General features: G+C 39.2%; 18 protein-coding genes. 15 read left to right on the forward strand and 3 right to left on the reverse strand.

Annotation, left to right across the window (positions count from 1 at the left end; translation table 11 throughout):
- Positions 1–228 precede the first annotated feature (228 nt).
- The 7 genes from HWQ49_RS00005 (at position 229) to HWQ49_RS00035 (ending at position 5,097) form a co-directional block, all read left to right on the forward strand.
- Positions 229–822, forward strand: a complete 594-nt coding sequence (locus HWQ49_RS00005) for a class I SAM-dependent methyltransferase (protein ID WP_188205526.1) — start codon at positions 229–231, stop codon at positions 820–822.
- Positions 823–997: 175 nt separating this feature from the next.
- On the forward strand, positions 998–1,567 hold the full coding sequence (locus HWQ49_RS00010) for a hypothetical protein (RefSeq protein WP_188205527.1): 570 nt from the start codon (positions 998–1,000) through the stop codon (positions 1,565–1,567).
- A 23-nt stretch (positions 1,568–1,590) separates the two neighbouring features.
- Positions 1,591–2,061 (forward strand): hypothetical protein, encoded by a 471-nt coding sequence (locus HWQ49_RS00015; protein ID WP_188205528.1) that lies wholly within the window; start codon positions 1,591–1,593, stop codon positions 2,059–2,061.
- Positions 2,062–2,446: 385 nt separating this feature from the next.
- Entirely contained in the window at positions 2,447–3,070 is a 624-nt protein-coding gene (locus tag HWQ49_RS00020; RefSeq protein ID WP_188205529.1) for a hypothetical protein, read from the forward strand.
- 118 nt (positions 3,071–3,188) lie between these two features.
- Positions 3,189–3,701: an RNA polymerase sigma factor gene (locus HWQ49_RS00025; protein WP_188205530.1), complete on the forward strand. Its 513-nt coding sequence runs from the start codon at positions 3,189–3,191 to the stop codon at positions 3,699–3,701.
- Positions 3,694–4,389, forward strand: coding sequence for a hypothetical protein (locus HWQ49_RS00030; protein WP_188205531.1), 696 nt, complete (start codon positions 3,694–3,696; stop codon positions 4,387–4,389). The genes HWQ49_RS00025 and HWQ49_RS00030 overlap by 8 nt, the downstream gene beginning before the upstream one ends.
- Before the next feature lie 465 nt (positions 4,390–4,854).
- Positions 4,855–5,097: a hypothetical protein gene (locus HWQ49_RS00035; protein WP_188205532.1), complete on the forward strand. Its 243-nt coding sequence runs from the start codon at positions 4,855–4,857 to the stop codon at positions 5,095–5,097.
- A gap of 406 nt (positions 5,098–5,503) precedes the next feature.
- Here the strand turns inward: HWQ49_RS00035 and recQ are convergent, their stop codons facing one another.
- The 3 genes from recQ to HWQ49_RS00050 form a co-directional block, all read right to left on the reverse strand.
- A complete protein-coding gene (gene recQ, locus HWQ49_RS00040; protein WP_188205533.1) occupies positions 5,504–7,645 on the reverse strand; it encodes a DNA helicase RecQ in 2,142 nt (713 codons plus the stop codon).
- 236 nt (positions 7,646–7,881) lie between these two features.
- Entirely contained in the window at positions 7,882–10,140 is a 2,259-nt protein-coding gene (locus HWQ49_RS00045) for a beta-propeller domain-containing protein (RefSeq protein WP_188205534.1), read from the reverse strand.
- 278 nt (positions 10,141–10,418) lie between these two features.
- Entirely contained in the window at positions 10,419–10,811 is a 393-nt protein-coding gene (locus HWQ49_RS00050) for a ribonuclease HI family protein (protein WP_188205535.1), read from the reverse strand.
- 107 nt (positions 10,812–10,918) lie between these two features.
- On the opposite strand from HWQ49_RS00050, the gene HWQ49_RS00055 reads away from it, so the two are divergent.
- The 8 genes from HWQ49_RS00055 to HWQ49_RS00090 all read left to right on the forward strand — a co-directional run bounded on the left by HWQ49_RS00055 (position 10,919) and on the right by HWQ49_RS00090 (position 15,863).
- Positions 10,919–11,662, forward strand: coding sequence for an alpha/beta hydrolase (locus tag HWQ49_RS00055; protein WP_188205536.1), 744 nt, complete (start codon positions 10,919–10,921; stop codon positions 11,660–11,662).
- Positions 11,663–11,690: 28 nt separating this feature from the next.
- Entirely contained in the window at positions 11,691–11,966 is a 276-nt protein-coding gene (locus HWQ49_RS00060; RefSeq protein ID WP_188205537.1) for a hypothetical protein, read from the forward strand.
- 120 nt (positions 11,967–12,086) lie between these two features.
- Positions 12,087–12,266: a hypothetical protein gene (locus HWQ49_RS00065; RefSeq protein WP_188205538.1), complete on the forward strand. Its 180-nt coding sequence runs from the start codon at positions 12,087–12,089 to the stop codon at positions 12,264–12,266.
- Between the two features lie 17 nt (positions 12,267–12,283).
- Positions 12,284–12,907: an NUDIX hydrolase gene (locus HWQ49_RS00070; protein WP_188205539.1), complete on the forward strand. Its 624-nt coding sequence runs from the start codon at positions 12,284–12,286 to the stop codon at positions 12,905–12,907.
- Positions 12,908–12,957: 50 nt separating this feature from the next.
- Positions 12,958–13,155 (forward strand): hypothetical protein, encoded by a 198-nt coding sequence (locus HWQ49_RS00075; protein ID WP_188205540.1) that lies wholly within the window; start codon positions 12,958–12,960, stop codon positions 13,153–13,155.
- Positions 13,156–13,302: 147 nt separating this feature from the next.
- On the forward strand, positions 13,303–13,827 hold the full coding sequence (locus HWQ49_RS00080; protein WP_188205541.1) for an NUDIX hydrolase: 525 nt from the start codon (positions 13,303–13,305) through the stop codon (positions 13,825–13,827).
- Between the two features lie 1,061 nt (positions 13,828–14,888).
- A complete protein-coding gene (locus tag HWQ49_RS00085; protein WP_188206479.1) occupies positions 14,889–15,416 on the forward strand; it encodes a cupin domain-containing protein in 528 nt (175 codons plus the stop codon).
- Positions 15,417–15,569: 153 nt separating this feature from the next.
- On the forward strand, positions 15,570–15,863 hold the full coding sequence (locus HWQ49_RS00090; protein WP_188205542.1) for a hypothetical protein: 294 nt from the start codon (positions 15,570–15,572) through the stop codon (positions 15,861–15,863).
- Positions 15,864–15,868 lie beyond the last annotated feature (5 nt).

Below are 15,868 nucleotides of genomic sequence, written 5' to 3' on the forward strand. Positions count from 1 at the left end.
CCAAGAGACTTACTACCTGTGCAACCATGCCCAGCACCAACTAGACCACCACAGTGCCCGACCATCTTTCCAAATACCAACTAATGATGATAGAGAGGATTAAATCCTCTCTTTTTTATTTCCATGATACTTTAACCAATTAAATATAACACGGTCATATACTCACCCTATCTTTCTAGAATGGAATAATATAAATTATGGAACTACTTAATAAAGGAATGATGGGATATGGACCATAATGAATCTAAAGCTTTACATGAGTATTGGAAAAAACCGGGGGATAATAATAGACCAGAACGGTATTTAAGAAAGTTGACTCGGTCTGAGTTTCTTTACAACTATATACAAAAATATGTCGATCAAAATGCCCGACTACTAGAGCCTGGTTGCAATATAGGTAGAAATTTAAATTTTTTATTTGAACGAGGTTATCAAAAGGTAGCAGGAATCGAGATAAATGAGGAAGCCGTTCAACTGTTAAATAAACACTTTCCGGATCTAGGAAGAGAGGCAGATATTTATGAAGGCACCATTGAAGAGGTAATAACTAACTTTAAAGATGACCATTTTGATTTAACTTTTTCAATGGCAGTCCTTGAACACATTCACCCTGATAGTGACTGGGTTTTTAAAGAGATTTCAAGGGTTACTCATTCCTATCTTATTATTATAGAGGATGAAACATGGGATTCTAGTAGACATTTTCCACGAAATTATCAAGAAATCTTTGAAAAGCACGGTTTTAACCAAATTGAAGAAAATACCAAATGTAAAGGTTTTGGAAAAGGATATGTCTGCAGGGTCTTTAAAAAGGAGCGCTAATTAATGCAAGTGTTAGACCTGCTTGTCAAATACGACAAGCAGGCAATTGCTTTAATTGATAGGGTAAAGGATTGCAGAAAATTTCTGAAAAGTTAAAAATATCCTACTATTACAAAGAAAATAATGTTAAGATTTAGTTAATGAGTCATGAAAAGCGAATCGGAGGCGAATGATTTTGAGGAAAATTTGCTTGGTGATGGTTCCAGTTATAACCTTATTTGTCACTGGTTGTACCGATCAGACAAACTCGGATGAAATGCAAAATAAATTATCCGAAATGGAGAATCGGATTAATTACCTTGAACAAACGATGATGGATCAGCAATCGGTGATTCAATATTATGAGGACGATATCAACTCTTTAGAGGATTCCAATAAAGAGTTAAATGACTATACATCGAGGGTATCACAAGATCTTCATGTACTGAATGAGGCGATTAGCCTAGCAATGGATACACAAACAGCCATTTTAGAGGACACGCAAAATGATAGAGGGGACTTAGAAATAAATATTACATACGCTGAAAAAATCAATGATGACAGCGCCCCGAACGGATTTTATCTTGAAGAACAAGATGACGATACTTTAACTATAGATCGAGATGTTCCCATTTATATGTTAGAAAACCCTTCGACTCTTGTGAATGTAGAATGGGATGAGATGGAACGAAAGGGTGGTAACTTCCTTCAGCTGTTTGAAAATGATGGGGAGGTTGTTTTAATTAAGGAGCTTTATATTCCTTAACTTAACTCCAGGGAGTGGTGAAGGTGAAAATCGAGAAATTTCTAGTCATCTCATTAATGATCATCGTTCCTATGTATGTCATAGGCTCCATGATCCTGGGTGGCTATTTTGGTGGAAGTTTTACAAGTGTTTCCCAAGTAGGCATTTACAATATGTGGATTTGGTGTGGGATGATCGTTATTAGTCTAATTTTTATTTCGTTAACAATTCTAATGCAACGTGACGACTTAAGTATTGATAGTGTGGTAATTAAAGCATTAGTTATGCCCTCCTTTTTTTATACAGCTATTTATCTATTGTCCTATCTATTTCCGCATTCATGGAAAATAACTGATAAAGAGCACCGTAGTTTACCAGACGTCACCATACAATCATCAGAGCGTTATCAGGTTTCAGAAATTGTGTTACAGGTGGGACTCTACTCGATTTTAATAATCATGATGGTTTCGATTGTCTGGAAAGTCATCATCTATTTAAAATTAAATAAAAGTTAAGTCTTCAATTATTTTATCCCTTTCTTATGAAAGGATAATGCTTGCATATTCTTCCGTAAGTCATCTCCTTTAGAACGATTTATCAAGTATTGACCTTCCCTCTACCTTTTCCTATTCTCATGCGTGTAATTTTTTTTGACTTTTTGAGGAATTGAATGATTGGTGGTATAGTTGTGATAAAACTTCGTCAAGGTTGGGGTGACATAACGTCATGAAACGGGAGCATAAAGTTTTATTATTTTTTATCTTGGCTGCTGCTTTACTTATTGGGCTGTTTGTCCTAAGGGTTCTAATGCGTGGATAAGATTCTGTGCTATGTTAGGAAAGTCATGATAGACAAGTTCTAAAATATAATAGTAGATTTCTATCATAAGGGGTCGTTTTTATGTCAAAAAAACTTATCATTATTGCAGCTATTCTAGTATTATTAGTAATTGGCACAGTGACAATTGCTACTTCTCAAACTGGAGAGGATCCGTTTATGGAGGTTAGCGATTCGGGTTGGGAAATTAGCGCCAAAATGAACACAGATATTATGAATGAAGTGGCAAGCCAGACTTCGATGTATGTAGAACCAATCCAAGAAAAGTTAGGGATTGATATGCGCGATGAAGACACCAAAGGGAAACTGGAGGTATTGATTAACCATCGTGAGAAAATCGAGGACAACCCTTATTCTCTAAAGGCTTCTGGACAAGCAACGATGGAGATTGAAGAGGATACATATTCGATGGAATTTGAAAATGTTCAGATCTATCAAATTAAAGATGACGAGGATGGAAGAATCTTAGGCATGAGTATTGATGAACAAATTGAAAATATAAAAGGTGAAGAAGACTATGTTTCTTTCAACCTCTATTGGAATGAAGAGACTCAGCAGGTATATTCTGTAGGAAGTGCGGGAGATGCCGAGGAGCATGGTATCCTTTCTTTTGGAGAATATTTTGCGGAGTTTGAGGACTTATTTACAGAAGGTCGGCTAGTTGAGTTTGATGAAGATGAATTGTAAGTAGATACCCGACTCTCTAAAAGCGAGCCATTAGTGCTCGTTTTTTTTATGTAAAAGTGCGATAACAAGATGTCGGTATCGTCTAATTAAATAGAAAAAGGTAGAGGGGACGTTATGTATGGATAAGGAGAGAATAATCGCTGAATGGTTCGAAGTGTATAGTGATGACATCTACAACTTCTTAATCTATCGTGTGGGAGAAACTGATGTTGATGATTTACTACAGGAAGTTTTTATTAAGTCAATGAATGGGCTCGATTCATATGAAGGCAATGCCAATCCAAAGACGTGGTTATTTAGCATTGCACGTCATTTAGCAATTGACGAAATCAGGCGACGGCAGCATCATAAGTGGAAATCAGTCATACCGTTTGATTCAGCTAAGACGCCGAAAAGCGAAGAAACACCAGAAAAACTATTGGATCTAAAGGAAGAAAATAAGAAGCTTTATGGTGTCATTCAATCTTTAAAAGCTAACTATAGGGATGTGTTGATCCTACGGGGAATCAAGGAATTTTCGGTTAGTGAAACAGCTGAGATCTTAGGGTGGACCGAAAATAAAACACGTTCGACCTATCATCGGGCCAAGCAGGCTTTAAAGAAAAAGTTAGGAGGTCAGTTCGATGAATAAAGATCGATTGGATCAGAAGCTTCAGTCTATGCCAAAGGTGAAACTAGAAGAACATAAGAAAAGGAAGATGCTTCAAAATATACTTGAGAGAGATGAATCAGAAGAACAACTTGGTGATAGTCGTATTAAAGGATGGTTTATATCTGTCGGAGGTACTTTAGCCGTCGCGCTGTTGGCCATGGTTATTTTTGTGATGCCAAGTGGACCGTTTGGAGGTGCTGCTTTTTTAGCTGAAGAGGAGCTTCGGGGAATAGAAGAACTGGAGAAATTTGATCACGTCTTGAAGTTTCCGACCTATGCTCCATTTGAGATCGGTGAGATTGAATATGATGAGTTGTATTGGGGTGACCGGGAGCCAAAAGATGGTCAGGTACATTATGTGCAAGGAGATGACCCTGACTATTTAACGCCAGGGATTAATTATTTTTCAGAAGAAGAACCTAGATATCAACTAACCGTTTATTTAGATGATCAGCATATGCAGCTGAGTGAAAAAGATGATTTTGAAGCAGTGACCCTTAATGGTGATATAGAAGCAAGGTATGATCAGCGAGAGTTTGTACAAGAGCTTCTTTGGCAAGAAGGCGAAGTTGTCTTTAACATCGCGATCAGAAGCGACGAAGGTGACCTATTACCAAAAGAAGAAATCATAAAAATCGCTGAGTCGTTCGAGATATTTGAATTTTAAGGTGGAAAAAGAGTTTGATTGATTCAATCAAACTCTTTTCTTTTAATAAATTGTGGAATCGCTAGATTAATTAACGCATATGCTGTGGATCTATTAATGAATTGGGAGTTTTATTCATGAATAGGAGCATTAATTGATGAAATGGGAGTTTTATTAATGAATAGTGGCATTAATTGATGAATAGGGAGTTTTATTAATGAATAGGGACTATTATTATTGAATGGGAAGTTTTATTATGGAATAGAAGCAATTTATTTATGAATCGTATGAGTTTAATGTAGAATCATCATAATTAATTGTGGAATCACGCCACATAAATGGTGAATAGAGGTTTTTATTGATGAATTTCATGAAAGTCTGATAAAAACTTCCACGCAGGTGTAGCCGTAATCAACTACCAATACAAATGGCAGGAATTCATCGCGTATAACTGAGAAAGCATATCGCAGTAAGGAGAGTTAATTTATGAAGAGATTTTTGATTTATCTAGCTAGTTTTATTGTACTATTTTTAGCATTTCAGTGGGGGGCAGGACTTATATTAACTGCTACTTATAGCCTTGATCTATCTGAAGCATGGGAGGCAAGTGCTAATGCCCCACGAGAAGTAACAATCACAGGTGGAGCAGTGGATATGACTTTGGCTATCGCTTTAGTTGCAGCGGCAATTTCTTACTTTATTCCTAAGTTAGTAGAAAAAAGTGAATGAATTTGCTGACAGTCGGACAGAGGGGGCTGACAGCCGGACAGGAGCAGTTGACAGCCGGATAAGAGGAGCTGAGAGTCGGACAGGAGCATCTGACAGCCGGACAGGAGCGCTGACGGTCGGACAGGAGGAGCTGACGGCCGGATAGGAGGAGCTGACGGCCGGATAGGAAGAGCTGACGGTCGGATAGGAGGAGCTGACGGCCGGACAGGAGGAGCTGACGGCCGGACAGGAGCAGTTGACAGCCGGATAAGAGGAGCTGAAAGTCGGACAGGAGCATCTGACAGTCGGACAAGAGCTGCTCACGGCCGGATTAGAATATCAGAACGCCAGGATAACGCCCCTTAACAAACGTTTCAACCGTAAAACATCCGACCAAGAGATGAATTTCCCCTGGCCGGATGTTTTTTTAATAGTCATGTTTAACTAAAACAGCTTTAATAGTCGTATAGCTAATCTCGTCAGGAAGTCTTTCTTTAATAGGTTTGAGACGAATGGGTTGATCATTATAAGCCTTAACTTCCTGTAAGATCAACTGCTCAATTTCGCTATTGAAAAAGTAGCTCCAATCAAGTTCATGACCTTCACCGAAAGCTTTAAATAGATGCTTCTCAATGGTTGAGGTGGTGAGGTCTCGGGTACTTGCAATCTCTTTTAGGGTGTTTCCCTCTATAAATAATTGATAGCTAGTCATATGAGTGGGTTCATTAGGTTTTTCCCGAGTCTTTTGAGGTATGCTCTTTGGAATTTCTTCAAGTAAACTTAAGTCATCACCTTTTTCTTCAATAAACTCGTTTATCTTGACCAAGAAGTCTTCCCCAAATTGTTCGAATTTAGTTTGGCCGACACCTTTAACTTGTAGCATTGAAACTTGATTTTTAGGAAGTGTTCGTGACATCTCTTTTAAGGTGGCATCGGAAAAAACTTGGTATGGTGGTACGCCTTTTTCCCTAGCAATTGTTTTCCTGAGCTCGCGTAGACGTTCGAATAGCTCTTGGTCATCCTTATTAATTTCTAGTCGTTTTTCTTTAAACTGCTTAATCCAAACTTGCTTTGATCCTTTTAACACGTCAATTGATGCTTGGTTAAGCTGTAATACAGGAAATTGAGAAGCCGTCGTACTCAGATAACCATCAGCCAAAAGGTAGTTTATAAGATTAGTAATTTCTTTTTCTGTATAGTGTTGAAGCAGTCCATAGGTTGATAAATGCTGAAAGTTAAAATCTAGCACTTTCTGACTTTTAGATCCTTTAAGAACCTTGGAGGTTAAGGAGACACCAAATCGTTCTCCCATCCGTTTCACACAGGAAAGAATCATTTGTGCTTCTTTGGTGATGTCTTGTCGATCAGCATCATCGCGACAGTTACTACAATGGCCACACGGTTCGTGCTCAGTGTCGCCAAAGTAATTTAATATATAACTCGGTAGACACTGATGTGTATAGCAATAGCTAATCATATCTTGTAACTTTTTATATTCCTCGTTTTTCACGTCTTCACCAAGTGTCGATTGTTCTAGTAGGAATTTTTGCAACTGAATGTCTTGAGCAGAAAATAAGAGATAACATTCACTTACTTCACCATCCCTTCCCGCACGACCAGCTTCTTGGTAATAGGATTCAATGTTCATTGGCATTGAGTAGTGAATCACAAATCGCACGTTTGACTTATCAATCCCCATTCCAAAGGCGTTTGTCGCAACCATGATGTCGGCATCATCGGAAATAAATGCAGCTTGTGCCTCTTTTCGCTCATCTTCTGACATTCCCGCATGGTAACGGCCGACTTTATACCCACTATTGTTTAAAAGTTCAAAGACTTGTTCAGTTAGTTTTCGAGTTGGTGTGTAAATGATTCCAGACTCATGGGTATGCTTAGCTAAATAATTAAGAAGAAAATCATTTTTATTCATGCCTTTTATTAAATTAAAATGGAGATTTTCTCTAGAAAAACCAGTGATCACGGTATGCTGGGGTTCAATCGTTAATAGGTTTTGAATATCATCGATGACATGTTGAGTTGCAGTTGCCGTCAAGGCCATAAGTGGTGGTCTTTGTTTCAGCTTATTGAGATTAGATACAACAGAACGGTAGCTAGGTCGGAAATCATGCCCCCATTGAGAGATACAATGGGCTTCATCAAATGCAATTAACGATAAGTGAGTCTCGTTCATTTTGTTGATAAAGTAAGGTGATTCAAAACGTTCTGGAGCTACGTAAACCAACTTATAATCACCATTTGACATAGACTCAAGTCGCTGTTCTTGTTCCATGGTCGAAATCGAGCTATTAATATAGGTTGCTGGGATTCCTAATGTTGTGAGTGCATCGACTTGATCTTTCATCAATGAAATAAGAGGTGAAATAACAAGTGCTGTTCCATCTTGGACAAGACTTGGAATTTGGTAGCATAGCGATTTACCACCACCTGTAGGCATGACTGCTAATGTATGGTGATGATTTAATATATGGCTTATGGCAGCTTCTTGTCCAGGGCGAAAAGAAGCGTAACCAAAGTAGTAATTTAATTGATCGAGGGCTACTTGGTTCATGAAATCTTCCTTATCGATAAATGATTATGTTTATTTTAACAGATTGGATGCTTCATAGATATGTCAATTTGATAAACGAAACTGGAATATTAGTTACTTTCTGGTGAAGTGGGTGGGGGAAATTCGGCGAAAATTTTTCCGGAGAAGTGAGCAGGGAATTCGGCGAAAATTTAAGCTTTCCGGCGAACGCCGAATTAATCCGGCGAACGTCGGAAAACTCATAACTGACACCAAGACTAATATCTTTGCTGTCGCTCAGGTAGTTCAACTGTATCGATCACAGAACCACTCGATAGATCATAAACATTCATTCGGTCTTGTGATAGGGTGTAGAGCGTGTCTCCTACAGATACCATGCGCATGACGCGCGATTCCCAGTCCGGGTGGTCAATGTCGGGTTCTTGGTGGGTGATGTTATCTCTTAACGTAATACCATCATCGGGAGAGATATCATATAAAAAGGCCCCTTCAAAAATAAATGAATGTTCTTCATAAGTGTGACCATCTCTTGTAACTTCTTCTGTTTCCATTAATTCAGCTGGGAAACCAAAGAGATTTTCCTCTTCAGGGTGTTGATATAAGATCTTATGGTTATAGGTGACTTCTGAATGGGCAGCACCTTCACCAAGTATTTCAATGTGCTTTTCTTCGGGACTATATGGATCACTGACATCAAATACTGATAGTTTTAAGCCAACTTGACGGACAATGGGTTCATCAGACCATTCGACTTCCTTGAGTTCGGTATGCTGTCCAAATCCTACAACATGGTCATCATCAAGAGGGTGCAGGTAATTACTAAAGCCTGGAATTTTTAATTCGCCTAAAACTTCAGGGTCACTTGGGTCTTCCAAATCGATCACGAATAATGGATCGACTTGTTCAAACGTGACCATGTAAGCGACTTGGTCCATAAACCGGACACTGAAAATTTGTTCCCCTTCAGCTAAGCCTTCAACTGCACCTAACGGGTTCAAGTCCAAATCATAGGTGTATAAATTGTTAGTTGATGGTTCCTCATCATCCCACATATCGCCTTTAGTTGTCGCCACTCTAAATGTGCCGTCTCTTTCATCCATTGAAAATTGGTTCAATAAAGTTCCATTGACGACAGTTGACGTGTTGAACGTGATTTCTCCATCATCGATTTTAAATTGGTTAATTTCTGTATTTGCTGGTCGCGCAATCATTATTCGATCCGAGGTATCATCATTATTCGCTGATTCTGTATTATATTTGTTCACGGCTGTATAAATATGATCCTCTGACATGTACATCTGGTTTGATGCACCTAAATAAGTTTCAACATTAGCCTCTTCATTCATATTATTTAAATCGAGCGAGCCCAATAGCATGAAGCTTTCATCATCACTTTCGGGGAAGAAGTATAAGTCTTCAAAATCAATCGGCTCACCTTCATCGCTAACAGCTGTATCTTTAATAAATGGTCGAACATCTATATCATCCTGGGGCTCATCATCTTCATTTCTCAAAATATGAACAGGTGGGCGATTGTTCCCAACCAAATATAGGTAACCGTCCATTAAACGAGCAGCTGACAAGGACCCTTCCATGGAAAACTCTCTAATTTGCTCAGGATCTTCACGATCAGCCATGTCATATACGTAAACAGTTGTCTGGGTCATCATAGGAGGATAAATCATGGTCTCTGCTTCAGTTCCCTGATTTGAATTTTCATCCATCTCTCGAATCGGCTCGTGTGTTGATCCAATGGTAATTAGTAAATCATCGTGCAAGTATAACTCTTGGATATGGTAATTATCTTCACTGATTTGACTAACGACACGACTATCCTCATCATCCGAAGAAGCGATAACAATATCATCTTGTCTCGCAAAATAAATATAGTCACCATCTGATTTAACGATGTCACCTTCATCGATGCCGTCGACTTGAACATTCGTTTCAGAAGTTGATGCCTCATTGCTAGCCGATGAATCATCTCCAGCTCCTAAACCGAGACTTTCCCGTGCACCATCAGCACTTTCATCTTGCATTTGTTGAGGTTTTGACTGTTCTCGAGCCTCAGCTCGTTCATCTAATAGTGCCCATAGTTGTTCCTCACTTTCAATGTTTGGTAATTCTGCAACTGTTTCAAATGAGTGAACAAAGGATTGAGATAACTGCTTTCCATTCGCCGTTTGAACCTCATCGGAAATATCGATCTGATAGGTTTCATCTAACTGATATCCATCTTCCGGGGAATACAAAGTTAAAATCGTATGGTCCTTATTCCAATCAAAATCGACTGAAACAGGGTGTCCTTCTTCATCTAATACAGTTACTGTTTCATCTGTAAATGTACTTGGGTCCATTGAATCGTCAAAGTGAATAGACCAATCTTTAGACGTCGATACATAACTTGATGCTGAAGGGATTTCGGCTGATATATTGTTTGTCGTTAGATTAAAAATTAAAACGCCGAAACCAATTATAGTCATCACACTGATCGACCAAATTATTTTTTTCAACACATCTTCACCACTTTCCATAAATTTATCTGTTGTTTTAGTTAGACGTAAAGATTACAATTTCGTTACAAAGATTTACCATAAAAAATTTCCTGCTTATTAAGTATGGTAAAATAAATGTTAAGATTCAGAAAAATATCTTAATATCTAACTTCATAACTCATTATTTCTTTAACTGAACGGAAAGTGGGAACAGCGTGAGGAAGTTTTTGAAACGGTGTGGTGATGAAAGAGGCTAAGGAAAGGTAGTATGGGCAAGTGAATAAGCGTATCGTACCATGCTACTCATTCAGTTGAATAGCTTCACTGGCCAATTGGTCGGCATGTTTATTTTGCTTTTTGGGAATCCATTTAATGAAAAAGAAGGGAAAAGGGTTAGCCATATCGGTTATTTTTTCTAAATAAGGTAGAAATGATTTATTTTTTGTATATTCCTTTTCCAGTACATCGACGACAATCTGAGAGTCTGATCGAAAAGATAAAATCTCATCAGGAAAATGTTCTTGGCAAATCTCTAGTGCCTTAATCACAGCCATAAATTCGGCTTCATGGCTCGTAAGCGTTCCAAGTGGAATGGCGTATTCATATTGTTTTCCGTGAGCTTTAATGTAAATACCAGCCCCACTTAGGCCAGGGTTTCCTTTAGCTGCACCATCTGTATAGACTTCAATCAAAATTGTCGCGCTCCTTTAACGAGTATTCAGCTAGAGTATAAAATAGAGGCCAGGTAATTTCAAAAATAATTAACTTTACATCTAAGTCCATAAAGGAGTTTGAAATCATGAAAATCGTTACACCAAAACCCATCACAAATATAGCTGGAAACAGAGCCGTCTTATTACTTCATGGTTTTACTGGCAGTACAGTCGACGTTAGAAGACTTGCGAAGTACTTGCATAACCGTGGTTATACATGTCATGCCCCTTTATACAAAGGTCATGGGGGAAAGCCAGAACAATTGATCCATACGAGTCCTGAAGATTGGTGGCAGGATGTGATTTCAGGATATGATTTCTTGAAGTCTAAAGGATACGAAAGGATTGCTGTCGTTGGGGTGTCACTAGGTGGTGTTTTTTCACTTAAACTGGGTATGAAACGACCGGTAACAGGGATCGCGACGATGTCGGCACCTGCTAAAGAGAAGAGCGTCGAGGATCTAAAAAAGCGCGTACTCGATTACGCGACGGGATACAAAAAACTTGAGGGTAAAAATCCTGCCGAGATCCATGTAGAATTGAGTCAATTAGAGCAGTCACTACCAACTACCTCATTAAAAGGTTTACAACAATTCATTTTAACAACAAGCGAAAAACTGACGTCGATCACCACCCCAACATTCATACTGCAAGGATGCTTGGATGAACAGCTATACCATGAGAGTGCCAAGCTGATTTTTGAACGGATCCATACCGAAGAAAAACAATTGAAATGGTATAAGAACTCTGGGCATATCATGACTTTAGGGGATGAACGTGAGAAGATTCATCATGATATCGCAGCTTATTTGGAGTCTTTAGATTGGTGAATATTCATCAATACAAGGAGGTGCATCTATGCATATACCTGGATTTTTTGATCTAATCATCTTTCACTTACCAACTATCATTGTCGTGATCGTCACCGCTCTTTTTATTTATGCGTTAACCAAAGAGAAGTTGGTCATGACTTCGGAAAAATATGACGATCAGGTCGAACAGCTTAAACAGCAAAATGAAAGCGCTTTAAAACAAGTCGAAATGCTTAAACAACAAAACCAAGATATTTTAAATGAATTAGAAAGTCTAAAAAGGCCGAAGAAGCCAAAAGACGATGAGTGGTTTTTGGATTAAATCTCAATTAGATTCGCTCGTTGTTTTTCCCCTTCATTTGTCATTTTGTGGTATTATGTGAGTGTTAGTTCCATATAAATGGCAAATTTAATCACTCTAGTAAATCTTGGAGGTATTGGAATGGGACAGTTTATTAGTCGCTGGGGAGTATTGATCATAGGATTTGTGCTTGCCATTATTGCCATTAGCCTTTATGTTGATGAAGGAAATAACTTGAATTATATGGTTTTTATCACGTTCTTCGGCTTAGCTGGAATCGTGATGGGGCTAGGCATTAGAAGAGCAAGGCAAAAGAAATAATGAGTAGGGGAGTAAGCATGGGCGAAGAACAATTGAAAATTTTTGATCGAGAACATAATCAAATCGGTGTGGCTTCACGTAAAGAAGTACATAAACAAGGGCTATGGCATGAGGCTTTCCATTGTTGGTTAATTGGTAAACGGGCAGGTCAATATGATGTTTACTTGCAACTTCGTAGTCAAAAGAAGAAAGATTATCCAAACCTTTTAGACATATCAGCTGCTGGTCATCTGTTAGCAAATGAAGCGGTTGAAGATGGGGTGCGTGAGGTTAAAGAAGAAATCGGAATCGATGTGTCGTTTGAAGTGCTAGAGCCACTCGGGGTGATCAATTTTACAATAGAAGACGGAGAGTTTATCGACCGAGAATTTTCTCATGTATTTTTATATAAAAGTGAATTAAGCTTAGAAGATTTAACGATTCAACCTGATGAAGTCGCTGGAATGGTCAAAATGAGCTTTGGGGATTTCAGTGAGCTATGGTTTGGAAAAAAAGAACGAGTCAAGGTTGACGGGTTTCAAATAACAAAAGACGGACGTAAATATTCAATTTGTGAGCGAGTTGGAATTGATGATTTTGTTCCACATCATATGGATTTCTACCGAGAAGTTGTCAGAAGAATCGAGAAGAATCTAGATTAACACCTGAAGAGCTTTATGTAATCGAGACTATGCACTGTGGAGGTTATTCAATGATTGAGAATATGTTATGGGGTCTGTTGGTTGTTTTAGTTTTAGCATTAATGATTTTTTTCGATCGGCGCAAAAAGAAAAAACACCCACGTTCACACCTGCAGAACAGAGAAAAAAGTGAGCAGGAAAAAGAACTTGAAGTTGAAATAGCAAAAGAAAAATCACGTCAGAAACCGACCAATTTTGGAGGGTTCTAGGAAAAGGTGACCGAACGACTTTTGTGGATTTCGATTGTTTTTTTGGTGAAGTTATGCTAAATTTTTTTAAAATCCTATAAAACTAAGTGATTCAACCAAACTAATTTTAGCGTACTATACCAATTACAAACAAAGGATGACGCAATGATGAAGCTAAAGCAATTCGCAGCTGCTTATTTATTTAACGAAGATGAAGAGGTTTTATTTTTACAGAAGAAAGAAGATGCATCATTCCTTAGTGGTATGCTCGTTCCGGTGGGAGGGCATATGAAAGAAGGCGAGATGAATGCTCCAGAATCAGCATGTATTCGAGAAATTGAAGAAGAATCTGGCTTAGATAACGATGATTATCATAATTTACAACTACGCTATATTCTTTACAGGATGAAGGGTGTTGAGGAAATTCGGATTCAGTATATTTTCTTCGGTGAAATGAGTAAGGAATCTGATTTAGTTGCAAGTGAAGAAGGGGAGTTGAAGTGGATTCCCTATCGAGATATTCCAAATGAAGACGTCACCCAAACCAATAAAGAAATCGCTCAGCACTATGAAACGACGGGCAGATTCAATGATCATGTTTATGTCGGGGTTATGAAATCTGACAATGGTGAGCCTGGTATTACGTGGGCGTTACTCGAGGATTGGGAATTGTATGAAGGGAAGCCGTTTTAAGCGATGAACAAATGGGAATGGATATTATGGGCAGTACTGCTTTTGAGTTGGATGAACCTTACTCTGTGAACGTCTATAAGTGGTGATCATACGGCCTTAGCTCAGTATTATGAAGAGCTAAGGTCGTTTATTTTTGGATGATTATAGTACGGTGGGTTAGTTTTCGGGCTACTGGTTTTTCTATGACGGGTGAAGTGATTAACAGCTGTGCACCGGGAAGAGAGCGAATGTTTCATTACCGGTGCACGAGTCAGGGGGCAGCTACCGGGAAAAGAGAGGGTGTGTCATTGCCCGGAAGGTCGGTTTAAGAGCGAGTACCGGGAAAAGAGAGGGTGTGTCATTGCCCGGAAAGTCGGTCATAGGGCAGTTACCGGGAAAAGAGAACACGTATCACTGCCCGGAAAGTCAGTCATAGGGCAGCTACCGGGAAAAGAGAACACGTATCACTGCCCGGAAAGTCAGTCATAGAGCAGTTACCTGGAATAGAGATCGTGTGTCATTGCCCGGAAAGTCAGTCAGAGGGCAGTTACCGGGAAAAGAGAGTGCACGTCATTGCCCGGAAAGTCAGTCATAGAGCGAGTACCGGGAAAAGAGAGCGCACGTCATTGCCCGGAAAGTCGGTCATAGAGCAGTTACCGGGAAAAGAGAGTGCACGTCATTGCCCGGAAAGTCGGTAATAGGGCAGCTACCGGGAAAAGAGATCGCATGTCATTGCCCGGAAGGTCGGTCATAGGGAAGTTACCGGGAAAAGAGAGGGTGTGTCATTGCCCGGAAAGTCCGTCATAGGGCAGTTACCGGGAAAAGAGAACACGTATCACTGCCCGGAAAGTCCGTCATAGGGCAGTTACCTGGAATAGAGAGCGCACGTCATTGCCCGGAAAGTCAGTCAGAGGGCAGTTACCGGGAAAAGAGAGTGCACGTCATTGCCCGGAAAGTCGGTAATAGATCACATACTGGGAACAGAGGCCATCACTTATTTTCGCAAACATAAAATTTATTACCAAAATGTGGTCAATAACATAGTATACAGTGGATAAATGATTTTTAGGAGGAGATAAATGATGTATTATCGTCCGTGTTGTCCTGAACAATGGTATGACCATATGTATTATCAATGGATGAATCAACATTGGGGTCACCAGCAACCACCTCAGAAATATGGCTACAGTACTCAGAGCATTCAAGATTACGGAACCAATCCATATGTTGTCGATATCGCCGGAATAACCAAGCAAAACAATACTTTCCGCACGGCTTTATGGACCGGTGAATACTTACAGCTTACGTTGATGAGTATCGACGTTGGAGAAGATATTGGCTTAGAACTTCATCCAGACCTTGATCAATTCTTACGTGTTGAACAGGGTCACGGATTAGTGCAAATGGGAGATTCAGAGCATAACCTAGATTTTCAAGCGGAAGTTCGCCCGGGCTATGCGATCTTTGTCCCAGCTGGAAAATGGCATAATTTAACCAATTTAAGTAACGTCCCACTTAAGCTTTACTCAATCTATGCGCCACCTGAACATCCATACGGAACAGTTCATGAAACAAAAGAAATCGCGATGGCAGCAGAAAATCATTATTAATTCTTGTGTATGTAAAGAGGTGTTGATGACACCTCTTTTTTGTTGAAATGGCAAATATATGTTAATATTTAATTTGTCAGTAATTTCTGTAAATTGAATGCAAGTAACTTTTTACTAGGATGAAGGTTTACATATTATTCGGAGGTGGCGAATTTGGACCCGTACCATGATGCTTATGAAAGTAAATATAAACACGACCGATTTTTAAATGAAAATAATGGTGGTTCTGGTCCGAACTGGGGGCCATCTAATGATGATGTCGTATCGATCGGAACTTGGGTGATCATTTTAATTCTGACAGCCATTCCTTTTATTAACTTCTTCGTCTTTTTAGCTTTAGCGTTTGCGACCCAGAATGAGACCCTCCAAAATTACGGGAAAGCATCGCTAATTATATTTGTGTTTGGGTTGTTTTTAGCTATTTTTGCAGGTGGGTGTGTTTATTAAGCTCC

Origin of the sequence: Alkalibacillus aidingensis (genome assembly GCF_014595945.1) — a bacterium.
Taxonomy (GTDB): Bacteria; Bacillota; Bacilli; order Bacillales; family Alkalibacillaceae; genus Alkalibacillus; species Alkalibacillus aidingensis.

What these genes read in the sequence shown, in the direction of transcription:
- HWQ49_RS00005 (WP_188205526.1), top strand. Translation starts at nt 229, where the DNA reads ATGGACCATAATGAATCTAAAGCTTTACATGAGTATTGGAAAAAACCG.
- HWQ49_RS00020 (WP_188205529.1), top strand. Translation starts at nt 2,447, where the DNA reads ATGTCAAAAAAACTTATCATTATTGCAGCTATTCTAGTATTATTAGTA.
- HWQ49_RS00025 (WP_188205530.1), top strand. Translation starts at nt 3,189, where the DNA reads ATGGATAAGGAGAGAATAATCGCTGAATGGTTCGAAGTGTATAGTGAT.
- HWQ49_RS00030 (WP_188205531.1), top strand. Translation starts at nt 3,694, where the DNA reads ATGAATAAAGATCGATTGGATCAGAAGCTTCAGTCTATGCCAAAGGTG.
- HWQ49_RS00035 (WP_188205532.1), top strand. Translation starts at nt 4,855, where the DNA reads ATGAAGAGATTTTTGATTTATCTAGCTAGTTTTATTGTACTATTTTTA.
- recQ (WP_188205533.1), bottom strand. Translation starts at nt 7,645, where the DNA reads ATGAACCAAGTAGCCCTCGATCAATTAAATTACTACTTTGGTTACGCT.
- HWQ49_RS00055 (WP_188205536.1), top strand. Translation starts at nt 10,919, where the DNA reads ATGAAAATCGTTACACCAAAACCCATCACAAATATAGCTGGAAACAGA.
- HWQ49_RS00060 (WP_188205537.1), top strand. Translation starts at nt 11,691, where the DNA reads ATGCATATACCTGGATTTTTTGATCTAATCATCTTTCACTTACCAACT.
- HWQ49_RS00065 (WP_188205538.1), top strand. Translation starts at nt 12,087, where the DNA reads ATGGGACAGTTTATTAGTCGCTGGGGAGTATTGATCATAGGATTTGTG.
- HWQ49_RS00070 (WP_188205539.1), top strand. Translation starts at nt 12,284, where the DNA reads ATGGGCGAAGAACAATTGAAAATTTTTGATCGAGAACATAATCAAATC.
- HWQ49_RS00075 (WP_188205540.1), top strand. Translation starts at nt 12,958, where the DNA reads ATGATTGAGAATATGTTATGGGGTCTGTTGGTTGTTTTAGTTTTAGCA.
- HWQ49_RS00080 (WP_188205541.1), top strand. Translation starts at nt 13,303, where the DNA reads ATGAAGCTAAAGCAATTCGCAGCTGCTTATTTATTTAACGAAGATGAA.
- HWQ49_RS00085 (WP_188206479.1), top strand. Translation starts at nt 14,889, where the DNA reads ATGTATTATCGTCCGTGTTGTCCTGAACAATGGTATGACCATATGTAT.